The organism is Microbulbifer maximicatervae (SeqCode), from assembly GCF_056232625.1.
Genome location: NZ_CP174324.1, coordinates 1,188,480 through 1,206,562, shown reverse-complemented (window position 1 = coordinate 1,206,562; position 18,083 = coordinate 1,188,480). Strand labels below are relative to the sequence as shown.

The following is an 18,083-nucleotide window of genomic DNA, read 5'->3' as shown; positions in this document are numbered from 1 at the left end:
TAAATAAGTGGTAATTGAACAATGAAATCAACTTTGAAACTTTCTGCACTGACCTGTGCTTCCCTACTGGTGCTTGCCCAACAATCCCAAGCAGAGCTGTCTTCTACTGTAAATCTGACCACCGATTACACCTTTAATGGTGTTAGCCAGACCAAAAGCGACCCAGCACTGCAGGCAAGCCTGGACTACGGCTTCGATAACGGTTGGTACATTGGCTCCTGGGCTTCCAATGTGGATTTTGTAGGTGATGACGTCAATCTCGAGCTAAATTTCTACGCTGGCAAATTCTTACAACTTAATGACAAGGTAAGTCTGGATACTGGTATTGCTTACTACACCTATCACGGTGATAAGGATGTCTCTAGAAGCTATGACTACCCAGAAGCTTATACCAAGCTGGGTTATAGCTCCAACCTGGGCGAGTCCGAAGTGAATGGCTGGTACAGCTGGGACTACTTTGGTCTGGGCGGCAGCCACTACATTATGATGCTGGCTCACACTTTTGAATTTGCAGAGGGGCATAACGTTCGTTTCAGTGTGGACCGCTCTACCTCTACCAATTTGGACAACTGGAGTTGGGGCAATAATAAAAAATCCTACAACCACTACCGTGTAGAATACATGACTTCTCTAAACGGTTTTGATTTCAATATTGCTGCTGAGAACACTACTATCGATACGAAGGATACCGACGAGCGTATCGTTTTCTCTGTCGCTCGCACTTTTAGCCTTTAAGGTATAAGTGCAGCCGGGGCCTAAAATAGCCCCGGCCTATCTTACTAGCCTGCACTCAGGGTGTTTCTTCTTTGCCTCCCGGGCTAATCTTCTTTGCAGACTTCATCACAACTTGCCCTGATTCAGCATTTCCACTCCAGGCACCTTCCTCAGCCACCCCTTCCAAAACAATTTCCCTTTCAAGGATAACTGGGTGCAAACTCAAGTCATGCCGGGCAACTTTAACCATTGAGATACAAAGCAAGAGGGCAATTAGCAGCAAAGGGACACCAGCGATAATGCTTGCCGCCTGCAATGCTTCCAGCCCTCCAATAAGCAACAAAGCAATAGGCATTATTGCCAGCGCGAAGGCCCAGAAAATTCGATTCCACCGAAGCGGCTCGCCATGGACCTCTTTCTGCACAACTGCGGCAAGAATATGAGATATGGAGTCAAAAGTAATGACCGTAAAAACCAGTGCGATCAGCGTATACAGCAACACAACTAACTGGCTCGCCGGCAACTTATCTAAAACGGCAAAGATCACGGTATTAGCCCCCTGCTGATTCAGTATTTGCACCAAGTCCAGCTCGCCCGAAAAATGCAAGTAAACGCCGTAGTTGCCTAGCACCATAAAAAACAAGAAGCAGCCAAAAGTTCCAAAAAATAGTGCCCCAAGAATCATCGCCTTGATAGTCCGCCCTCCGGAGATACGCGCAATAAATAAGCCAATACTCGGAGCAAAAACCAACCACCAAGCCCAATAGAAGACCGTCCAGTCCTGAGGGAAGCGAGTACTGGGGAACTGTTTAAAATGAGAGAAGGACTCAGTCCAAGTGGCCATTTGCAAGAAGTTATGCAGCGCTCTACCCAGGGAATCCAACCCACTATTGAGCATAAATAGTGTTGGTCCCGCGATAAACACGAAGAGCAGCAAGACGAGTGAGAGAAAAATTGTAAAGTTTGATAGGACACTAAGGCCCCGCTTTACGCCGGCAAGAGCACAGTAACCAAACAATAGCGCACAAAATATCAGTGCCCCAACCTGAAATCCCACTCCAGTAGGAACCCCAAATAGCTTATGCAATCCCAATATAATCAACGGCGCCGCAATACCAAGCCGTGTAGCCGCGCCCCCTAACATGCCAAATACCAGGGAGGTATCGATAAGCTTACCAATGGGCCCTCCCACGCTACGATCACCCAATACTGGCGCGAGCGCTTGGCTTAACTTTAGAACCTTGCGTTTACGCACATAGTAGTAATAGGCAATTGGCAGTGCTGGGATCAGATAGATAGACCAAGCCAGCGGTCCCCAGTGAAAGATACCGTAGGAAACTGCCCAGCGCGCAGCTTCAGCTGAGCTTGCTTGAACCTGGAACGGTGGCTGTTGGTAATAGTAGATCCATTCAACCATCGACCAATACAAAATAGAGGCGCCAATACCGGAAGAAAACAACATGGCAGCCCAGGATAGAGTTGAGAATTCGGGGCCCTCTTTCCCCCCTCCCAACTTTATCCTGCCGATATCACTAAAGGCGATATACAGCACAAATAACATCGCACCTAGGCCAAGCAGGAGATAAAAGACCCCCAACTTATCTGTCACCAAATCTTTAGCTGCCAATAACCATAAAGAACCCGCCTCGGGAAAGAGGATCAAGGGCACTGTCGCCACTAGTAGCAATGCAAAAGAGCCCCAAAAAGTGGGCTTGTCTATGAGGTCCTTTGATCCCCTATTCAATAGGGCCCCCTCTTGAAAAGATTTTCTCAAAGAAAGTGGAATTAAGCTGGCTGTTTAAATGATCACGGCCTGGTGGTTTTATAACCCCCAAAAACAGAACCGTTGAAAGCAAAAGCGCCAATCTTTAAGACAAGCACTACACTGCCATTGATCAACGACAGGCACGACGTGATTAGCACCCTTCTGATTGCTGATTTAGCAGGCCGAGTGCAATTCAAGGAACAGGATGCGCATACTCAAATACTATTTGAAATGGGGCTTTCCCAAAGGAATACCGAGAAGTGATATGTATAAGAAGGCCATCGCCGCCATCGCGGGCTTGGTGCTATTTGCATGCACCAAGGACCAGGCCAGGAATATCGATATTAATGATTTTAAACCTGAAGCAAAGACAGGCATTTATGACATATCCCAAGAAGACTGTGAGCTAATGAAGCTCCGGCAGGTACTTCGGAGCAACTCCCCTATTGGCTGTGAAAGGCTGAAGAGAGTCGTCTTCGACTATGCGCCTCTCTTGGATACCCCTGCCCAGGATAATTTTGGCATCGGAGCCGATCTAGACCGCAGGGGCGCTGTTGTTGTCCTTGATATCGTTGCCGAGAACGTCCTGTCTTTATTTGGTGAGATCTCCCGATCTCGCTTTCCAATACAGTCAGCCATTCCTGTCGAATATTTTACCCTGCAAGAGCGAATGGCGGATGATCGAAACAACACGCTGGCCTTTGATTCGCGTCCCATTACAGGTGGGAGCAGATGGTCTGAGCACGCTTATGGTGCCGCTATTGATATAAACCCCCTACAAAACCCCTACCTGTATATTGATAAACACACCCGGGCCAAAGTAATCCCCAAGGATGCAACAGAGGGATATTTAAACCGGGCAAAGTTTCGCCCGGGAAAGCCAATCCGCATGGGGTTGTCTGAAGATGTAACCACAATCTTTGCCAGGCATGGCTTCGCTGTCTGGGGTGGAGACTGGAATGTCCCGATTGATTATATGCACTTTCAGATTGGTTCCCGTCAGTTCATTAACCGCCTTGTAACTTTGCCAAAGGAGAGTGCAAAACAACTATTTAACCGATATACCCAGCAATTGAATCGCTGTTTTGAGGAGAGCAACTCGATAAAAAACGCTACTCACCTCAGAAAGCATTGTGTCGATAAAGTGGTATCAGAATTTGATGGAGAGCAGGAGTGAAAATGGCAGCCTCCTCCTGCTGCCCAACTATTAAAGTCGAGACGGATGGCTTCCCGGATCGCCCTCTATATGGGGTTTGTCATCATGGGATACGCCGTGCTCTGCCTGGGCAGGAACCTCCCAATTCCCCTCTTCTGTCCACGGATCATCCTCTGGAAACTCTTCAATATAGATTTCCTTCTCTTCGTAGCTTGGCTGGTAGCGCAGGTCATAGTGAGCGGCTTTCACAATCGATATACACAGCAGCAAAGCAACAACTAAAAGCGGCACGCCACCGATCACGCTGGCAGTTTGCAGCGTATCCAGGCCGCCCAAAAACAGCAGCGTTATCGGCATCAGTGAAAGCGCAAATGCCCAGAACAGGCGGTTCCATCTAGCCGGCTCTTCATCGACCTCTTTCTGCACAACAGCAGCAAGAATGTATGAGATGGAATCGAATGTAGTTGCAGTAAAGATGAGGGCGAGCACCGTATACACTAGAATCACTAGTTTACTGCCGGGAAGTGTCTTGAGTGTGGCAAAAATTGCAGCGGTTGCGCCCTGCTCATTTAGCATCCCCACCACATCCAGCTCACCGGAAAACTGTAAGTAGACGCCGTAATTTCCCAGCACCATAAAGAACAGGAAGCAGCCTAAGGTGCCATAAAAAATGGAGCCAACCACCATGGTCTTAATGGTTCTCCCCCGCGAGATACGCGCAATAAACAAGCCGACACTGGGAGCGAAAACCAACCACCACGCCCAATAGAAGATGGTCCAGTCTTGGGGGAAATGGGTATCCGGGAACTGCTCAAACTCTGCAAATGGCTCAGTCCAGGCGGCCATATGGAAGATGTTATCCAAGACACGACCCAGGGCATCCAAGCCAGTGTTCAACATAAATAAGGTGGGGCCAACCAGGAAAACAAACAGAAGCAGCACAATAGACAGCCACATATTCAGGTTGGAAAGTGCGCGGATACCCTTCTTAAGCCCAACAAAAGCGCTATAGCCGAAGATTGCCGTGCATATCATCAGCACTACAACCTGGGTTCCCAGCCCGGTAGGCACGCCCAAGAGTTCATGAGCCCCCTGAGTAATCAGCGGCGCGGCTATCCCCAGGGTCGTAGCGCCACCGCCCAACATGCCAAAGATAAACAGCACGTCGATCAACTTACCAATTCCACCTTGGGCACGCTGCTCCCCCAAAACGGGCATCAGCGCCTCACTAATTTTCAGCACGCTGTGATTTCTAACGTAGTAGAAGTAGGCAATTGGCAGAGCGGGAATCAGGTAGATGGACCACGCCAGCGGGCCCCAGTGAAAAATACCGTAGGCAACTGCCCAGCGCGCAGCTTCGGGTGTGCCTCCTTCAACCTGGAAAGGTGGAGTTTGGTAATAGTAGATCCACTCGACCATAGACCAATAGAGAATCGATGCGCCGATGCCGGCACAAAACAGCATTGATGCCCAGGAAATGGTGGAGAACTCAGGGTTTTCTTCAGGTGTTCCCAGCTTGATCTGGCCGATATCACTAAACACGATATAGACCATAAAGAGAATTGCCCCGACACCCAGTGCCAGATAGAAAACCCCCAGCTTGTCAGTAACGAAACCTTTAGCGGCTAAAACCCAGGCGGCACCAACTTCCGGGAACAGCACCAGAGGGATTGTCACTGCCAACAGCAGCGCCAGCGAACCAAAAAAAGTGGGTTTATCGATGATTTCTCTGAAATGATTGGACAACACTTGCCTCCCAAATGCCTTGTAAACCGCGGCAAATAAAAGCAAGGGGGACTTTATATAAGGAACTTTATTATGCGGTGTTAGTGAGTAGGACTTATATAAGGATAGGTAGATCAACTACAGCTAAATTTGCTCTTACTTATCTTTAATAGTACCAGCTAGTCAAAGTATTTCAATTTGACAGGTGTCACATCTGTTTAGGTGCGACAACCAATTGAACTGGGGCTATCAACTGACGACCGCCCCAGCCTGCCGGGTTCTGAACTACTGCTTACCCAGAGATTTTTCCAGTTGAGCAAACTGTCCTTGTAGCATTGCCTTCTCCTGTAGAAGGATACGATTCTCGTCTGACAAGGTCTCTATCCGGTCTTTTGTAGCGCCCAGTTCCGCATCCAGCCTTTCCAAAGATACTTGCTGAAGCTGAATCTCTTTAGCTTGTCCTACACCGCTGCTCTGGAGGCGGGTAACCTCATCCTGTAATCGTGTAATTTCAGAAGACTGGGATTCAGCGCTTGCTGCCCGCTCTTCAGCCTGCCGCTTGTAGTTTGCTGCTTCGGCTTGAGCGGCGCCTATATTTTCACGCAACTCCTGCTTTTCCCGATTGAGTTCAGTAATTAATGCCTGCCCCTGTTTGTACAGGAGATCCTGCTCAGAAATCCTCTGTTCCGCCAACCCAAGTTGCTCCGTCAGTGAGGCCACCTGCCCCTTAAGTTGCTCACTGGAAGATCGAAACTGATCTCGCTCGTGCTGCCGGTCTGTAGCTGTTCGTTGCTGGAAGTGCTCAAAGTGCTCGCGCACATCGCGATTCTCCTGCTTTATCTCTTCAATTGAGGCCTTCTGCTCCTCAACTCGAACCGAAGCCTGCTCCAATTGAAACTCACTTTTTTCCAGTTCTGACTGAGTTTCACCCAGGGTAACTTTGAGGCGGCGCTTCTCACCTTCAGAAGCTGAAAGCTTCTGCTCCAGCTCGCGAATCAATGCGGTTTGCTTGCTACTGGTCTCTTGAACTTCATTTAGTCTCTCTGTTATCTCCAGATCTTTAGCTTCAAATTCCTGCTGAACCTGCTCCACTCTTTGGTCTGCATCGCCCTGGATACGCTGATGAAGCCCTTTCAGCGCCTCCACCAAATCTTTAGGCAAGCCGCTGACATCAGTGCTGCTGGAACTCTCGCTTTTCCACCGCTTTAGAAGCGGCGCAATTGTACTTTTACTCCCAGTCCCCAGATGAGCGCGCACCCTATCAACTGTCGGCTCCTCGCCCCGGGCCTTAATCGCCTTTGCTGCTTCAAAAATGTCCAGATAGGTGACCCCTGTGCGCGCCATTAACCTTTCCTCAGATTATTTTGTACCAAATTACGTATTACGTAATAATACATAATATATGAAAATAAACCAATTCTTGAATTAACCTAACTAACCTTCGATAATGATTCTTATCGAAGGTTATAAAAGTAAGGAAGCCCCCATTTAACGTACCCTCAGTACAAATGGTGGCTTTCAGGTGACACAGAATTCATGAGAAAACAGCCTCTAACCTCAACCAAAATCCAACCCCAATCCCCGCTCAGCAGTACATCTAGCGGGGCTGGAGCACTTCTGACTGAGGATGACATTCAGAAGTACCTGCGAGCAGCGACTTCAGACAGCACTCGCAAAGCCTATCGGTCTGCCATTCGCCAGTTTGAGAAATGGGGAGGTCGACTCCCCACCGATAGCCATTCACTGGTTAGCTATCTATTGAGTCGGGCCGAGCAATTGAACCCGCGCACCCTGGGTTTGCACTTAACCGCCATAGGCCAGTGGCACCTTTATCAAGGCATTGCCAACCCAGTCGCTGAGCCGCTGGTGCAGAAGACCATGCGCGGTATTCGCCGCACCCACGGAAAGCCCAAGCAAAAAGCCAAGGCGCTGAGCCTCGAACACATTGCAGCCCTCACCCGACAGCTGCGCTCTCAGCCCAACTCCAAGAAGAAGGCCCGTGACTTGGCATTGGTACTGGTAGGTTTCTTTGGCGCCTTCCGGCGCAGTGAGTTAGTGGCGATCCAGGTAGAAGACCTGATATGGGAGGAGGAAGGCTTGATCATTCGCCTACCCAAATCAAAGACGGATCAAAGTGGTCAGGGAATGATGCGCGCCCTTCCCTACGGCACCCCTGAAATCTGCCCCGCACGAGCACTTAAGTCCTGGCTAGACGTTAGTGGCATTAGAACTGGGCCAGCATTTCGGTCAGTCAATCGCTGGGATACGGTGCAAAATCGACAGTTAAACCCCACAGCTATCAACGATCTACTGAAAAATCTCGGGGAAGCCTGCGGTTTTGACTTTGTTGCCGAACTCAGCAGCCACAGCTTTCGCCGAGGCCTGTCTACTTCCGCAGCGCGAGAAAAAGTTGGCTTTGAGCTGATCAAGAAGCAAGGTGGCTGGAAGAGTGACGCCACTGTCTGGGAGTATATTGAGGAGGGGCAACAGTTTACCGACAACGCCTCAGCTATCTTGATGAAGAAGATGTCGGAACTACTCTCTTAAGAAGCTGTTATTGACCTGCTGGCAAGTCCCGCCTTTGAGGCGGGCAGTATATGTGCGGAAGTAATCAGCCTGGCTGCAGGGTGCTTGTTACGGCACAAACTTAACAAGTGTGTGATTTTCGCCTTCAAGTTCATTTTCTATGATGTTGGAAATTACCTCCCAATCTCCACCGGCAAGCCCTGCACCTATTAGAGGATACCCAATCCTCTTTCCCGGAAAATCTTTCTTAACTTTGGTGAATACACTGCGTATAGCCTCATAATCCGCCATTACCCCCTCACCTCTCCAATGAAACTGAGTGTAAGCATTGACGACCGTAAAGCTGGCCTCTAACTGTGATATGTAGGCACTTGAATAGGTGCCCAGTTTAAGTCGTGAGCCTTTTTCTGTACCCAAGTCCGCCTGGTAGGCTTCAGGGAAAAGCTTCTTGATAGTTAAGGCTATCCCCTTTCCCATTTGGCACTGGCAATTACACCCATGAACAATTACATCAAAATGGCCCTCAAGTGCCATTTTGATCAAATCACCTTCTACTACATTCATTCTCGAACTCCAGAAATCCAAAACGCCTTGGCAGTCTTCAACGCGTATACAGTGAAACGAAAGGCAAACGCTCTAGCGCAGTTTCAACTTTCTTGATTGATTAACAACTCTCAACTAATTGACACTAGATCAATATAATATGCACCAAGCTGCTCTGCGCTAAGGCACACTGAAAAGCCTTACCCAATTTGTTGTTGCTAAAAATAACTATTGATAACTTAACATAGAAGTTATCGCTACGAAGAATTTAAGTATGGGTAAAGAGGAAATATGAGCGGACCAGCAAAATTTGGTGTCGTTGTATACGCAAATGATATCAATGAATTGTCAAAATTCTATATAAATATGTTCAGCTTGTCTGTACTTCATAAAACAAACCAACTGGTTAGTTTGGGCGGAGAGGGTTTCAATATTGTTGTGCATACTCCCCCTATTGAACTTCCCGAGGAAAATTTTAATACAGTCAAAGTATTTATAGCAGTACAAAGCCTTACAAAGGCACGGCACCAAGCAATAGAGTTAGGTGGCAAATCCCTTGACGGAGAGTGGTCAAATCCAATATTCAAAGCCTGCAATATAGCTGACCCTGAAGGCAATCATATTCAGCTTCGGGAGTTCACTAATAGTACGACTAATAAATAGATCCCCCTACCCGTTTGCGGCGCCTATAGGCGTCGCCACCATCTTATCTCCCGTTTACAGCCGCAATAAAAGAGGCTCTTGTTTATTAGTATTGATTGGATCGGTAGCCTATTTATCACCCTTACAGCTAGATTTTTTCATCAGTTTACACTAGTAGATATCGGCGACTAGCCGATCAACTTAAGTACATATGGAGAGCCAAGTCAGTTCATTACCTGAATTGCTCTAAAGTAATTTAGTTTTTAGATCTAGTCGGATGTGTCTTAGGTAGTTTTTTGGCAATGTCACTTGCTTCAGGCGAGCAGGCAGGGTGCCCCCAACCACCAGCGCTAACACCACCCACAATGTCATTGACGATGTTATCGTCCTTGCTAGGACTCACCCCTTCAGGTATGTAGTCCATCTTGAGCATATGACGAACTTTCCACGCAATATTATGGTCCGCACATGAACTATCACCACTTACCCCAACTGCTCCAAGAAGCTTACCGTCGTCTTTGTACAGCGCTAAACCACCACCAAAAACATTAACGCCTCCAATTTTCTTACCAATCATTGGGTCGTGTTCTGTACCAATATCATTGGGTAGCCCGCTATAAGCAACATTGGTATCAACTGGATTGCTATGCTGTAAACCATACAAACTTCCACCAGGCTGAACAGCTGTAAAAAGGTTTGCTGTCGATAAGGGTAGGCCTGGCAGACTGAAAGCATTTGCTGTATTTGCTTTTTGCGCTGAAATGACGCGGCTACCGGGCCATTGGTCGCCTCTATCTTCTCCGGAAAATACAACAGCTCTAACTATTCCATCTCTATCAACTACCGTTGCCCACATATTTAAGCTAAAACCGCCATTCTGTTCTTTTACGACATCTTTTAGCACCGCCTTAAGTTCGGAATATTTTGGTAACTCCATTGAATTAACCTGCATAATCTATATCTTCATTTCTTGCTGAGAGTGATGGGCCGTTGATAATACTAGGTTAGATTAATATAGAATCAATTATGCCCTTGGGTTTTAGCTATATTTTTAACACTCCTAATAAATGTCTTTAATGGTTGGCTAGAGTAGGCATGAAAAATCGCACTAGGTCGCCTTTCGCAAAGGTATCGACGATACCGCCTTAATAGAATTACGATCTTTAGCTAATTTGCTGAATTGTTTAGTTATGGTAATGACATCGCATCCCCGGCAGTATCATTAGGCCCAAGCACTTATTGCTTGATATGGGTCTCATTGAAGATTGATTCCCAGTCCTGATCAAAGGTCTCGGGTATTGACGAGGAAGTCCTCCGAAAGAACAACACACCAACATGAGCTTCATGACCCTTCTTAGTGGTGCTGTCAGCAGTAACCTCCTCGATAAAACCTCGCATAGTGCCACTGCCATCGAGGGTCAAATTTGTAACGCTCTCATCGGACACATCAACAGCTACCACTTGAATTCTATTGCCACTCTTCATATAGGCAAAGATACCGATATCCTTAGCTATAGTGGTCTCATTCACCTTCTCTTCAACTGCAGTTAGTTGGTGTTTAACATCCGGCTTCTTCGTTACCTCAAGATAGCGACCACCACCACCCACCCCTGTTTGCTTGAGAACTTTAAAAGTTCGGCAAATCTGCTCCTTTTCTAAGGTAAAGGCGTCTGGACTGTGCTCGTAAAAAATAAACGACTCACCTTCAATTGCACACCAGACTCCTTCCAAGGAATCTTTAGCTTCCGATTGGGCATTGGCGTGAGTGGCAACAAGAGTCAGAAGTACTGAGGACAACAGGAGTAATAGCTGATTGATTATTTTCATGGTGACCTCCAAGGTGGTAGTCAGTCAAATATAGGCGCAGCTTTACGGTTAGATAATCCCGGGGCAAGCCGAATCACGCCAATAGTAATGACCCCCAGCGGACCCTGGATGGATAAGTCGAAGCCTGATACCCGTAAGTTATATGGACTAACACCGTGTCGCAGATCTATTTGGGTAAAGTTCAACGGATCCTCTTTGAAATCACGGGATTAGAACTCAGGCTATTATCTAAGTGGTGGCAAGGAGGCCCAAAATGACGACGTTAAATCAAAAGCAAATTGAAGACTGCAAGTCTAGTGCGTCGGACTTCTCCGACCTCAAGGCGCTATTCCTCAACTGCACTCTAAAGCCTACGCCTGAACTCTCCCATACAGACGGTCTAATTCGCATATCCAGGGAAATCATGGAGCGCAACAAAGTCTCAGTTGAGGTTTTACGCCCTGTTGATCACGATATCGCTTTTGGTGTTTACCCGGATATGACGGAGCATGGCTGGGACACTGATGAGTGGCCACTGCTCTATCGCCGGGTTGAAGACGCAGATATCCTGGTTATAACCACGCCGATCTGGTTGGGAGAGAAATCCTCTATCTGCACCCAAACTATAGAAAGGCTCTATGCGAACTCAGCTGACCTGAACTCTAAAGGCCAGTACGCATACTACGGTCGGGTGGGCGGCTGCCTTATCACCGGCAACGAAGATGGCGCAAAGCACTGTGCCATGAATATTCTCTACTCTCTGCAACACCTTGGCTATGTTATCCCTCCCCAGGCAGATGCGGCATGGGTGGGAGAAGCTGGCCCCGGCCCCTCGTATCTTGACCCCGGTTCCGGTGGTCCACAAAACGACTTTACCAATCGCAACACCACCTTTATGACCTGGAACCTGATGCATATGGCGCGAATGATAAAAGATGCTGGGGGCATTCCCGCCCACGGCAACCAACGCTCTGCCTGGGATGCCGGCTGTAAGCCCGACTTTCCTAACCCTGATTATCGATAGAAATATCCTGCATTTTTAACTTTATAGAGCTAAGCAGCCTAAAGTTGTTGCTGTTTGGCCAAGTCTATCCGTATTTACAAAATCCTATTTACAAGATGTAGCACCAGGGATAAATTCCCGCCTTCTTTGCTCCCATTAACACCCACCTGCCCGGCATAGCACTCCTTTCTCCATAAAGGGGCTAGGCGTGGCCATATGAATTGGTGGTCCAGTAATTCCTGTGAGGTCCCTGTCCCGAATGAAACCAGAGTTCTTAGCGCATATCCTGGATAGCAAATTATTTATCACCATATGCCTGATCTCATTAGTGATGTTATTACGTGGCCTGCTCACGCTAGTAATAGCACGAAGTAGTTGGCAAAAAGCGGATAAGCGCCGCCGTATCAATACCGTACATAACCTAGGCAACTTATTATTGGTAGTTGGCTTGATAGCAATTTGGGTAAGCGAACTCCGGGACTTTGCCCTATCCATTGCCGCTTTCTCTGTGGCAATTGTATTGGCACTGAGAGAGGGGGTGCAGTGCCTCGTTGGTGGTCTGTATCAGGCAAACATGCGCTCGTTTACTGTGGGAGACTGGATTAAAGTCGGCAATCAATTTGGTGAAGTCACCGATAGTGACTGGCTAAGCACCACCCTTTTGGAAATCGATCCGCACGGTTTGGGCAATGGCTATACAGGAACAACTCTGTACATCCCTAACAATGCCTTCTTTACCCAACCGGTAAAGAACCTGAACTTTATGCGCCGGTATATCGAGCATACCTTTTCGATTACCCGGGAAAGCAAAGGAATGAATCCATTTGAAGCCAAGAAGTTTATCTCTGAGCGACTTAAAGAACACTGCGAGTCCTTCCGTGAAGTTGCCGAACGCTACTGCAACCTGATCGAGAATCGCATGGGCGTTGAGCTGTCGGGGCCTGATGCAAAAGTCTGTATCACGACGAATGAACTCGGCCACGATGTAACCACGGTAACCGTCTTTTGCCCCCGAGAGGAAGCCACCAATATCGAACAGCTGGTGACTGAAGACTTCTATAACTTTTGGTTCGAGAAAACTAAGGACGTGGAGTCCAAAGCTTAACGCAGTTGTATTGAAGGGTATCGGCGATTGAAGCCGCTAGCAGTTCTGCATTGCTGGCGGCTATTGTATGAATTTGCCGTTAACTTTCCCCATCGACCCGGAAGTTGGCAACCTCCCAGGCGCGCTCACGGATAACCCGCGCATTATCCTCTAGATTGGAGGTACCTGTAGGGTCTCCATCTATTGTGATATCCGGGTTGGACCACTGCTGAATTCTGGGGCCGCCTCGATCCGACGGGCAATTGTAGGCCATCACACTCCTCCAAGTTGAAGGGGTGGTATTACAGTAGCCGTGGCCATATTCAAACGGCTCCATATTCGAATCACTATAGATGATATGCCGGGCTCCCAGCAGGTGGCCAATTTCATGGGCAAAGCTGAAGTACCCCGTTGCGCACCCTTCCCTTGCGAAAGCAAAGGCTGTTGATTCCGATGCGTAGATCGTCTTAGCCAGTCCACATGATCCGCTGTACAAATCATTGCCGGTTAAAACAATCATTACATCTGCACTATACAAGTCTCTAAGTTCGTATAGTTCTTTAGTTTCTGGATATGCGTCATTCGAAAAGTACTCGCGGTCCACATAGAAGCTACCGCTTTCTGCATAGCTGGTTCTATAAGCGTGAACAATTTCTACCGAGGTATTGACTACACTATTGGCAAATGAAACATTGGTTTCCTCCTCCAATAAATCCATATAGGCGGGTACATCACCGGCGTCTGCCTCAAAGGCATCGGTATAAGCAACTATAACGGTTATTTTTCCACCAGAGTCAGTAGTCGCAATTCCTGAGGTTGTGTTTAGCGCACCAACCTTGGAAGTAAAATTCATCTCTTCGAAGTAGTTACTATCATGGTCGACAAGTGAATTGTCTGGAACCTCAGCGATTGTAACCGCACCGTTTCCGGCAGGTCTCACTTTGTAGAGCCTACCTTCAGATTGTATTGAGCCAACAATTCTACCGTTGTTCTCGGCTAAGGTTATAAACCCTTTTCCATCCTCAGAAAATGCAGATAGTGAAGCCCTACTTTTTGTTGAGCGAATATTTTGCAAGGTAAACCGTTGCTTGCCGAGCTCACTGGGAACCTCAAGGGTACTACCGGGCTTCAAGCTAAAAATCTTGTTATTTAAACTTTTTTTAGTTCTATTTGAGATTAGATTTGATCTACTTTCACTCATGGAAGATTCAAAAACAACATGCACATTTTCTTCTGAATGAGCGCCAAATGTAGAAAATAGCAACACGAAAGGCGCAAAAATTTTAAAGCTTTTCACAGACATACTCCCTGTATCTACTTCTCGGAAAATCAATTTAGAAAGATCCGCACTAAAGATAAAAATAAATCTATTAATGCAGCCTTTAAAAGACTGAATAGAAATATTTATTGAAATCCACAGTGCGCGGCTACTCTATATGATTCTTAACTAAAAAAATATTCTTACGCCTACCGATAATTTAACTTCGCAAATTTTTGACAAGTTACTATCTGAAGAGCAGATAACTTTTTGGAAAATTAAATTCAAATGAAAGCTTAATCACAATCCTTTAAATGGAAGCTGAAAATATTTTACTTAGCCACTCAATAAATGCCCTAACCCTGGGAGATAAAAAGCGATTCTGGGTGAACACAACTGATACCGGCTCGCTGGGCGGGCGAAAATTGGGCAATATTTCAACTAAATTTCCTGCATCCAACTCTTTTTCTACATGAAACTTTGGAAACTGAGCTAATCCGAGCCCCCGCTTAACGCCATCCAAGTAACTCTCTGTCCCAGTTACCGTCAATTGCGCCGGAACTTGCAACGTCTCTACCCTATCGCCAAGACAAAAAGAGAGCGGCGTAGACTTCCCAGTCGTTATAGAGCGAAGCGCTACAACACGGTGACCATTCAGTTGTTCCAAAGAGCTTGGGTGGCCGTAGTGTTCCAGGTATTGCGGCGATGCGCATGTAAGCCGTTCCAGCATGGTTAAACGCCTGGCAATCAGCTCACTATCTGCCAAGTGTCCATAGCGAATAGCACAGTCAACCCCTTCTTGGACTAAGTCCACCCATCGATCCCCCTCACTCATTACCAAAGAAATGTCAGGATACTGGGCAAAAAATTGGGGGAGTTGCGGCATAACAAAATGACGGGCAATAGTCCCTTGTACATCTACCCGCACCTCACCGCCTGGCAATAAACCTGTAAATGCCCCTTCTGCTTCCTCTACGTCCGCAAGTATTGAAATACAGCGCTGATAATACAGTTCCCCATCCAGTGTTGCCCTGACCTTGCGAGTCGATCGCTGCAACAACCTGACTCCCAGCCGTTTCTCTAGCCGGTTGATGACCTGAGTCGATGTCGACCTCGGAATCCCAAGATCAGTAGAAGCGGCTGTAAAACTGCCCCGCTCCACAATCCGCACGTACAAGCGCATCGCATCCAGCTTATCCATATCGCCCTATTGTTTGTTTATTTGGAACAATAGATTCCATTTTAGCCGGATTATCTACATGAATAACACGAATAGTATGGAAATACAGCCAAATCAGGGAGCTGCAAGGGCGGCTCCAGTAATCACTACGGAGATCATTATGGAGAAAGTGGCACTGGTAACAGGAGCTTCCCGTGGCATAGGCGCGGCGATCGCCTCTCGCCTGGCAAAGGATGGCTTTACCATTCTGGTGAACTTTGAAAGTAATATTTCAGCTGCCGAAAAGTTGGTAAAGCGCATTGAAACCGAGGGTGGCAAGGCGGTTACTGCCCAAGCCGATATCAGTGATCAACAGTCGGTTTCACGCCTATTCAACTCGGCAGAAGTCACCTTTGGTGGAATCAATACTGTCATCAATAATGCGGGCATTATGAAACTAGCCCCTCTGGCAGAATGTGAAGAAGCTGATTTCGATCGTCAGGTAGCTGTAAATCTTAAGGGCACCTTCAATGTCATGCGTGAAGCCACCGCAAGGCTTCAAGAAGGTGGCCGGATTGTCAACTTATCCTCGAGTGTTGTCGATTTGTGTATGCCGACTTACAGCGTATATGCGGCGACCAAGGCAGCGGTTGAAGCTCTGACCCAGGTAGTCGCCAAGGAATTGCGAGGGAGATATATCACCGTGAATGCCGTCGCCCCAGGGCCTACCGCTACCGAGCTATTCCTGTCGGGAAAGACCGATGAAATGGTGAGTACTCTTGCCAAAATGTCACCACTTGAACGGTTGGGCAGGCCTGAAGATATTGCAAATACCATTGCCTTTTTAGTCAGTGAGCAAGGTGGCTGGATCAATGGACAGGTCATACGAGCCAATGGTGGACTTGTCTAGCCTCACAAACAATCGCCCTTCTATTTAACTATCCCCAGCTAAGCGTTATCCGAGCAGGGATGATTTAGGACTAAAAGCCAATGACCGCTCAATCACCGGTACTATAGGGTAAATACATCAGGGACACCCTTATCGCTGCAACCGTTGCCAGTGCAGCAGCATTTACTTGCTATATGCTAGAACTTCCTCCCTGGGCCATGTTTGTTGGATGGGTTGCTTTCTTTACCCAGCCAAATTCTGCCTCAAGTGCAATCTCCAGCGGGATTTGTATTGCTCTGGGAATATTGATGGGAATGACAGCAGCTATAGTCAATACCCTTTTGCAGCCAGTGGTAGGCAGCATTGCCTTTGCAGTTACAGTTTTCTCCGTTGCATTTGTGGTGGTATCGCTAAGAGGACTGCCACTTGTAGGTAATATCATTGCCTGGTTTTTAGGGTTAATCACTTTCTTTGCTGCCCATTCAGGAAATGCTCTTTCTGGAGTGATTGGGCTGACAATAGTGACCGCTCTTGGCATACTCGCTGGCTATTGCTGCTCCTACCTACAATCTATTACTGGAGAAGGTAACGCTACTTGATAGTCAGGGAGTCTAGGCATTATTCAGTAATACCCTAGAGGCCTTAAGAGGCTCCCTGATCTTAAGCTGGTAATCCCAACTTATGTTCAAAACTATATAAATTGAGCGCTAAGTCGTATCCCCCCTCTCTCAATTCACACCGCAGATATCCAGTATCTTATTCATTAGATCATTATTTCTACTGCTTAAAATACGCGATACGGTATAGTGGTTTTTATTTTTCAAAAGTATATATTCGCACGGGCTTTTCGTTTGCTGTAGCTTCCCACAGTATCTTTTTGACTGATCAATAAATTCCGCAGTCTCATCATCACCTACTGCAACAATCGCTTTGGTGAAACATCTAATATCGCCAAAAATGGGACTCAAATTAGTAACGTCATCTTCTGATAAACGTAGAGACTCATTGAGATAAGATTGCCTCATCTTTGTTAAGTCATAGAGCCCGCTTAACATAATAGCGCCGCTAATTGAGCTACGGACTTCAGGTGTCCACTCAAATTCTAAAATTTTAGCCACAAGGAATGCCCCAACAGAGTGACCACAGATCACTATATTACTGGGGTTGCCATTCCAGCGATCGATATTTTTATATATCCATAAGAATGCCTTTATATTTTGCTCAATAATTTCTTTAACACTGACGGCGGGCGCCAAATCATAGTTGACCAAAGCAACTGTACACCCGGCCTCTACAAAGGGCTTGGCAATATACCGGTATTGCTTTTTATCTAGCGCCCGGAAGTACCCTCCGTGGATGAATACAAATACCGGTGCATTGGGGGATTTAGCAGGAAATATATCTACTTTCTCACCGGAGCTATCTCCATAGCTGATATCCAGCGAGTTTCTTAGGGTTTGTGTAGCCAAATAGCTTTGTAGCCCATTGATTAGCAGATGGACTCTACCAAATGGGTGCCGCTTACGCAGATTAAACTGATCATCATACTCACTCATTTACTCTGTCAACTCCGCAATTACCGGCTTAAACTGCCTATTTTACACCAAAGGAACTCTCTAGAGTCTGAAGAACCTCTAAGCAAGTTCGTGACTCCCCTGGCTTACGGGGCAATTCATGCTGAGGCGAGGCTTATCTTTCAGGAGGCAGGTTTATGGGGTACTCCTCGAAACACTAAGGATGGACATTGAAACCTCTTTCGGACCGATGCCCTTATATGAGCTAGGCCTGCTTAATGAACGCGTAAGTCTACTAT

17 protein-coding genes are annotated in these 18,083 nt (G+C 47.1%); 8 read left to right on the top strand and 9 right to left on the bottom strand.

What is annotated here, in order from left to right:
* Nucleotides 1–21: 21 nt before the first annotated feature.
* Nucleotides 22–735, top strand: a complete 714-nt coding sequence (locus tag ACJJI6_RS05270) for a TorF family putative porin (RefSeq protein WP_475712714.1) — start codon at nt 22–24, stop codon at nt 733–735.
* Between the two features lie 55 nt (nt 736–790).
* Here ACJJI6_RS05270 and ACJJI6_RS05265 read toward each other — a convergent pair whose 3' ends face one another.
* The gene (locus ACJJI6_RS05265; RefSeq protein ID WP_475712713.1) at nt 791–2,458 is read right to left on the bottom strand and encodes a BCCT family transporter; all 1,668 of its coding nucleotides are present in this window, start codon (nt 2,456–2,458) and stop codon (nt 791–793) included.
* Between the two features lie 286 nt (nt 2,459–2,744).
* Here ACJJI6_RS05265 and ACJJI6_RS05260 point away from each other — a divergent pair, with 286 nt between their 5' ends.
* The gene (locus tag ACJJI6_RS05260) at nt 2,745–3,656 is read left to right on the top strand and encodes a M15 family metallopeptidase (RefSeq protein WP_475712712.1); all 912 of its coding nucleotides are present in this window, start codon (nt 2,745–2,747) and stop codon (nt 3,654–3,656) included.
* Between the two features lie 30 nt (nt 3,657–3,686).
* On the opposite strand, the gene ACJJI6_RS05255 is transcribed toward ACJJI6_RS05260, so the two are convergent.
* The gene (locus tag ACJJI6_RS05255; RefSeq protein ID WP_444893859.1) at nt 3,687–5,384 is read right to left on the bottom strand and encodes a BCCT family transporter; all 1,698 of its coding nucleotides are present in this window, start codon (nt 5,382–5,384) and stop codon (nt 3,687–3,689) included.
* A 261-nt stretch (nt 5,385–5,645) separates the two neighbouring features.
* Nucleotides 5,646–6,704: a DNA-binding protein gene (locus ACJJI6_RS05250; protein ID WP_475712711.1), complete on the bottom strand. Its 1,059-nt coding sequence runs from the start codon at nt 6,702–6,704 to the stop codon at nt 5,646–5,648.
* Between the two features lie 192 nt (nt 6,705–6,896).
* Here ACJJI6_RS05250 and ACJJI6_RS05245 point away from each other — a divergent pair, with 192 nt between their 5' ends.
* Entirely contained in the window at nt 6,897–7,907 is a 1,011-nt protein-coding gene (locus tag ACJJI6_RS05245; protein WP_475712710.1) for a tyrosine-type recombinase/integrase, read from the top strand.
* An 87-nt stretch (nt 7,908–7,994) separates the two neighbouring features.
* Here ACJJI6_RS05245 and ACJJI6_RS05240 read toward each other — a convergent pair whose 3' ends face one another.
* Complete coding sequence (locus tag ACJJI6_RS05240; protein ID WP_475712709.1) at nt 7,995–8,450, bottom strand: macro domain-containing protein; 456 nt, start codon at nt 8,448–8,450, stop codon at nt 7,995–7,997.
* Between the two features lie 270 nt (nt 8,451–8,720).
* Between ACJJI6_RS05240 and ACJJI6_RS05235 the strand changes: the two genes are divergently transcribed.
* On the top strand, nt 8,721–9,092 hold the full coding sequence (locus ACJJI6_RS05235) for a VOC family protein (RefSeq protein ID WP_475712708.1): 372 nt from the start codon (nt 8,721–8,723) through the stop codon (nt 9,090–9,092).
* A gap of 235 nt (nt 9,093–9,327) precedes the next feature.
* Here ACJJI6_RS05235 and ACJJI6_RS05230 read toward each other — a convergent pair whose 3' ends face one another.
* Entirely contained in the window at nt 9,328–10,008 is a 681-nt protein-coding gene (locus tag ACJJI6_RS05230) for a GlcG/HbpS family heme-binding protein (protein ID WP_475712707.1), read from the bottom strand.
* A gap of 299 nt (nt 10,009–10,307) precedes the next feature.
* A complete protein-coding gene (locus ACJJI6_RS05225; protein ID WP_475712706.1) occupies nt 10,308–10,898 on the bottom strand; it encodes a hypothetical protein in 591 nt (196 codons plus the stop codon).
* Nucleotides 10,899–11,151: 253 nt separating this feature from the next.
* Between ACJJI6_RS05225 and ACJJI6_RS05220 the strand changes: the two genes are divergently transcribed.
* Together ACJJI6_RS05220 and ACJJI6_RS05215 are read left to right on the top strand one after the other, a co-directional pair.
* Nucleotides 11,152–11,901 (top strand): flavodoxin family protein, encoded by a 750-nt coding sequence (locus tag ACJJI6_RS05220; RefSeq protein ID WP_444913741.1) that lies wholly within the window; start codon nt 11,152–11,154, stop codon nt 11,899–11,901.
* Between the two features lie 238 nt (nt 11,902–12,139).
* On the top strand, nt 12,140–12,985 hold the full coding sequence (locus tag ACJJI6_RS05215; RefSeq protein ID WP_475712705.1) for a mechanosensitive ion channel family protein: 846 nt from the start codon (nt 12,140–12,142) through the stop codon (nt 12,983–12,985).
* Between the two features lie 79 nt (nt 12,986–13,064).
* Here the strand turns inward: ACJJI6_RS05215 and ACJJI6_RS05210 are convergent, their stop codons facing one another.
* Nucleotides 13,065–14,261 (bottom strand): M12 family metallo-peptidase, encoded by a 1,197-nt coding sequence (locus ACJJI6_RS05210; RefSeq protein ID WP_475712704.1) that lies wholly within the window; start codon nt 14,259–14,261, stop codon nt 13,065–13,067.
* 271 nt (nt 14,262–14,532) lie between these two features.
* On the bottom strand, nt 14,533–15,423 hold the full coding sequence (locus tag ACJJI6_RS05205; protein WP_475712703.1) for a LysR family transcriptional regulator: 891 nt from the start codon (nt 15,421–15,423) through the stop codon (nt 14,533–14,535).
* Nucleotides 15,424–15,481: 58 nt separating this feature from the next.
* On the opposite strand from ACJJI6_RS05205, the gene ACJJI6_RS05200 reads away from it, so the two are divergent.
* A complete protein-coding gene (locus ACJJI6_RS05200) occupies nt 15,482–16,291 on the top strand; it encodes an SDR family oxidoreductase (RefSeq protein WP_475712702.1) in 810 nt (269 codons plus the stop codon).
* Between the two features lie 116 nt (nt 16,292–16,407).
* Nucleotides 16,408–16,869: a DUF1097 domain-containing protein gene (locus ACJJI6_RS05195; protein ID WP_475713438.1), complete on the top strand. Its 462-nt coding sequence runs from the start codon at nt 16,408–16,410 to the stop codon at nt 16,867–16,869.
* Between the two features lie 129 nt (nt 16,870–16,998).
* On the opposite strand, the gene ACJJI6_RS05190 is transcribed toward ACJJI6_RS05195, so the two are convergent.
* Nucleotides 16,999–17,826: an alpha/beta hydrolase gene (locus ACJJI6_RS05190; RefSeq protein ID WP_475712701.1), complete on the bottom strand. Its 828-nt coding sequence runs from the start codon at nt 17,824–17,826 to the stop codon at nt 16,999–17,001.
* Between the last annotated feature and the right edge of the window lie 257 nt (nt 17,827–18,083).

Bases quoted from the DNA above. Each gene is read 5' to 3' on its own strand.
- ACJJI6_RS05270 (WP_475712714.1), top strand. From the start codon at position 22: ATGAAATCAACTTTGAAACTTTCTGCACTGACCTGTGCTTCCCTACTG.
- ACJJI6_RS05220 (WP_444913741.1), top strand. From the start codon at position 11,152: ATGACGACGTTAAATCAAAAGCAAATTGAAGACTGCAAGTCTAGTGCG.
- ACJJI6_RS05215 (WP_475712705.1), top strand. From the start codon at position 12,140: ATGAAACCAGAGTTCTTAGCGCATATCCTGGATAGCAAATTATTTATC.
- ACJJI6_RS05205 (WP_475712703.1), bottom strand. From the start codon at position 15,423: ATGGATAAGCTGGATGCGATGCGCTTGTACGTGCGGATTGTGGAGCGG.
- ACJJI6_RS05235 (WP_475712708.1), top strand. From the start codon at position 8,721: ATGAGCGGACCAGCAAAATTTGGTGTCGTTGTATACGCAAATGATATC.
- ACJJI6_RS05260 (WP_475712712.1), top strand. From the start codon at position 2,745: ATGTATAAGAAGGCCATCGCCGCCATCGCGGGCTTGGTGCTATTTGCA.
- ACJJI6_RS05230 (WP_475712707.1), bottom strand. From the start codon at position 10,008: ATGGAGTTACCAAAATATTCCGAACTTAAGGCGGTGCTAAAAGATGTC.
- ACJJI6_RS05240 (WP_475712709.1), bottom strand. From the start codon at position 8,450: ATGAATGTAGTAGAAGGTGATTTGATCAAAATGGCACTTGAGGGCCAT.
- ACJJI6_RS05200 (WP_475712702.1), top strand. From the start codon at position 15,482: ATGAATAACACGAATAGTATGGAAATACAGCCAAATCAGGGAGCTGCA.
- ACJJI6_RS05245 (WP_475712710.1), top strand. From the start codon at position 6,897: ATGAGAAAACAGCCTCTAACCTCAACCAAAATCCAACCCCAATCCCCG.
- ACJJI6_RS05250 (WP_475712711.1), bottom strand. From the start codon at position 6,704: ATGGCGCGCACAGGGGTCACCTATCTGGACATTTTTGAAGCAGCAAAG.
- ACJJI6_RS05225 (WP_475712706.1), bottom strand. From the start codon at position 10,898: ATGAAAATAATCAATCAGCTATTACTCCTGTTGTCCTCAGTACTTCTG.
- ACJJI6_RS05190 (WP_475712701.1), bottom strand. From the start codon at position 17,826: ATGAGTGAGTATGATGATCAGTTTAATCTGCGTAAGCGGCACCCATTT.